Raw genomic sequence first — 2,761 nt, 5'->3', positions numbered from 1 at the left:
TGACCGATATTCGACTTCACCGAACCCAACAGCAACGGCCGACCCTCCGGCCGACCCTGCCCATAAGTCGCCAACAGCGCCTGCGCCTCAATCGGATCACCCAACGCCGTACCCGTACCGTGCGCCTCCACCACATCAACGTCAGCCGGCTGCAACCCCGCACTCGCCAACGCCGCCCGAATCACCCGCTGCTGCGACGGACCATTCGGCGCCGACAAACCATTACTCGCACCATCCTGGTTCACCGCACTACCCGCAACCACCGCCAACACCCGGTGCCCACGCTCACGCGCATCGGACAACCGCTCCAGCACCAGGACACCGACGCCCTCGCCCCAACCGGTGCCATCAGCAGCCTCCGCGAACGGCTTGCACCGCCCATCGGCAGCCAACCCCCGCTGCCGCGCGAACTCCGTGAACGTCCCAGGCGAGGCCATCACCGTCACACCACCGGCCAGCGCCATCCCGCACTCACCGGAGCGGAGCGCCTGCGCGGCCAGGTGAATCGCCGTCAGAGACGACGAGCAGGCAGTGTCGATCGAGACGGCAGGCCCCTGCAACCCCAGCGAGTACGCCACCCGGCCCGACGCCACACTCGCCGTCGTCCCGGTCATCCCGAAACCACCGGCACCGTCCCGCTCACCGACCCGGTACCCCAACGCGATGATGCCGGCGTAGACACCCGTGTCGGAGCCACGCAGCGAACCCGGCTCGATCCCCGCGTCTTCCAGCGCCTCCCAGCACGTCTCCAACAGCAACCGCTGCTGCGGATCCATCCCCAACGCCTCACGCGGACTGATCCCGAAGAACTCCGCATCGAACCCACCGGCACCCTCCAGGAAACCGCCCACCGGGGTGTAGGCAGCGCCCTCGTCATCGGACTCGGACAGGTCGGGCGTCTCCCAACCGCGGTTCACCGGGAAGCCCGACATCGCATCGGTCCCCGAAGCAACCAGCTGCCAGAAACCCTCCGGGTCCTCGACCCCACCCGGGAACCGGCACCCCATACCGACGATCGCCACCGGTTCCTGTTCGCGTGCCTCGATCTTCCGCAGGCGTTCCTTGGTCTCGTAGGAGTCGGCCGTGACCTTCTTCAGGTAGCTGAGGAGCTTCTCGTGCTCTGTCATCTCAGTCATTGGATTAGGAAACTCCTAGCTCTTTAGCAATAAAGTCAAAGACTTCATCAGCCGAGGCCGACTCGAGTTTCTGTGCCGCGGTGTTCTCCGCCGCCGGCTCCTGGTTGCGCATCCATTTCAACAGCACCGTCCGCAGCCGGGCCGTGATGTCGGAGCGCATTTCGCTGTCCGCGGGTACTTCGGAGAGGATTGATTCCAGCTGGGTGAGCTGGGTGAGGACCGCCGGTTCCACCACCACGTCCGCAAGGATCTCCGGGCACAGGAACCGGGCAACCTCCAATGGTGTCGGCTGGTCGAAGACCAAGGTGGCGGGGAGGGTGAGGCCGGTCTCGTTCGCGAGCCGGTTGCGCAGCTCCAGCCCGGTCAGGGAGTCGATGCCCATGTCCCGGAACGCCCACTGGGGATCAATGTCCCCGGGGTGTGCGTGGCCCAGCACGACGGCGACGGAGGCCCGGACGATCTCCAGGACTTCCTGCTCACGCTCGGCAGGACTCAAGGCGGCCAACCGGGCCGCCAGGCCACCGGCAGCCACGGCAACGGCCGCGGTCGGGCGTGCGGCGAGGCCACCAGCGGTCAGACCCCGCAGCAGCGCGGGCACCGGCCTTCCGCCGCGAGAGAAGGCTGCCAGGTCCAGTCGGGCCGGGACGGCCAACGGCGCACCCAGTGCGGCAGCGGCCTCGAACAGCGCCAGGCCCTGCTCGGTCGACAGCGGCTGGACGCCGCCACGGCGCAGACGGGAGAGGTCAGCGCCGGCCAACTGCCCGGTGATCTCGGAGGTCTGGGCCCACAGCCCCCAGGCCAGCGACTGGCCGGCCAGGTGCCGGTCTCGACGGTAGGTGGCGAGTGCATCCAGGAACGCGTTGGCGGCGGCGTAACTGCCTTGGCCCGGACTGCCCATGACGGCCGCGGCCGAGGAGTAGAGGACGAAGCCGGCCAGGCCCGCGTCTTCGGTCAGCTCGTGCACGTTCCACGCCGCATCCGCCTTGGCGGCCAGCACCGGCGCCATGCGCTCGGGCGTCAGTGACTCCACGGTCGCGTCGTCGATCACACCGGCGGCATGAACCACCGCCGTCAGCGGACGCTCACCCGCGATCCTGGCCAGGACGGAGGCGAGGGCGTCGCGGTCGGCGGCATCGCCCGCCTGCACCCGCACCTCCGCACCCGACTGCGCCAGCTCCGCCACCAGACGAGCCACTCCCGGCGCCGCCGGGCCCCGCCGGGACATCAGCAGCAGGTGTTTCATCCCGCGGACGTTCACCAGGTGCCGGGCCAACTCCCCGCCCAACGTTCCGGTGCCACCCGTGACCAGGACGATGCCCTGCGGGTCCCACTGGGCGGGGACGTTCAACACGACCTTGCCAATGTGGCGGGCGGCCTGGAGATGGCGCAGCGCCGCCACCGCCTGCGACAGCTCGAAACACGTCACAGGCGGCGGAGTCAGCGTCCCCGCGTCGAACATCGCCCCCAGCTCGGCCAGCATCTCCGCGACCCGCGGCTCGCCCGCATCCATCAGGTCGAACGCCTGGTAGGCGACCCCAGGGTGGGACTCGGCGACCTGCTCGGGGTTGCGGATGTCAGTCTTGCCCATCTCCACGAACCGGCCACCGCGCGGCAGCAGCCGCAGG

2 protein-coding genes are annotated in these 2,761 nt (G+C 69.1%); both read right to left on the bottom strand.

What is annotated here, in order from left to right; genetic code table 11:
* Nucleotides 1-1,127 (bottom strand): beta-ketoacyl synthase N-terminal-like domain-containing protein (locus tag ACFXB5_RS53285; protein WP_385223243.1); only part of this gene is annotated, 1,127 nt, incomplete at its 3' end.
* Nucleotides 1,128-1,140: 13 nt separating this feature from the next.
* A partial coding sequence (locus tag ACFXB5_RS53280) for an SDR family NAD(P)-dependent oxidoreductase (RefSeq protein WP_385223241.1) occupies nt 1,141-2,761 on the bottom strand: 1,621 nt, incomplete at its 5' end.

Source organism: Streptomyces sp. NPDC059455, assembly GCF_042750115.1.
GTDB classification, from domain to species: Bacteria; Actinomycetota; Actinomycetes; order Streptomycetales; family Streptomycetaceae; genus Streptomyces; species Streptomyces endocoffeicus.
This window is presented reverse-complemented; position numbering and strand designations above follow the sequence as displayed.